This is a genomic window from Pseudomonas sp. HMWF006 (genome assembly GCF_003061205.1).
Taxonomy (GTDB): Bacteria; Pseudomonadota; Gammaproteobacteria; order Pseudomonadales; family Pseudomonadaceae; genus Aquipseudomonas; species Aquipseudomonas monsensis.
In genome coordinates this window covers 1-875 of record NZ_QAIU01000654.1, presented here as the reverse complement: position 1 = coordinate 875, position 875 = coordinate 1, and the positions used below count along the sequence as shown (strand labels likewise).

The following is an 875-nucleotide window of genomic DNA, read 5'->3' as shown; positions in this document are numbered from 1 at the left end:
GCATTGACCCGATCACCGTAGGCGCGCAAACCATCGTTGGCCTGCAAACCGTGGTCAGCCGCCGCACCGACATCTCGTCCTATCCGTCAGTCGTGAGCATCGGCACCATCAACGGCGGCACCCGCTACAACATCATTCCCGAATCCGTCGACATGAGCGGCACCATTCGCTCGTACGACTACGGCATCCGCCAGAAACTGCACGCAGACGTGCGCCAGACCATCGAAAAAATCGCCGAAAGCGGCGGCGCGAAAGCCGACGTGACCATCATCGAAAAATACGACCCGACCATCAACAACCCGGCATTGACGGAAAAAATGCTGCCGACGTTGAAATGGGCAGCCAAGGATGACGTGGTGAATGCGCCCTTGGTGGGCGGCGCGGAAGACTTCTCGTTCTTCGCCAAGGAAGTGCCGGGGCTGTTCGTGTTTCTCGGGGTGACACCGCGGGATCAGGACATGAGCAAAGCCGCGCCGAATCACAATCCGGGGTTCTTTGTGGATGAGTCGGCGCTGGTGGTGGGCGTGAGGACAATGGCGTCGTTGGCGACGGATTATTTGTATGGAAGTACTGGGGTGAGCAAGTAGGGAATCGGTGATTGCGGGGGGTGGTTTTGCGAGGAGGCTCGATAGGCTGAATCCGTGAGGGATTGATCAGCTGTCAGGCCGCTATCGCTGGCAAGCCAGCTCCCACAGTGGATTGGGTTCATTCAGCGCGGAATTTGGTCGGCTGTCAGGCCGCCATCGCTGGCAAGCCAGCTCCCACAGTGGACTGGGTTTATTCAGCGAGGAATTTGGTCGGCTGTCAGGCCGCTATCGCTGGCAGGCCAGCTCCCACAGTGGATTGGGTTCATTCAGCGAGATATTTGGTCGGCT

1 pseudogene is annotated in these 875 nt (G+C 58.7%); it reads left to right on the top strand.

Annotated elements, in window-relative coordinates:
• Positions 1–578 (top strand): annotated as a pseudogene (locus DBR24_RS34555) (M20/M25/M40 family metallo-hydrolase); the annotation flags it as partial.
• Positions 579–875 lie beyond the last annotated feature (297 nt).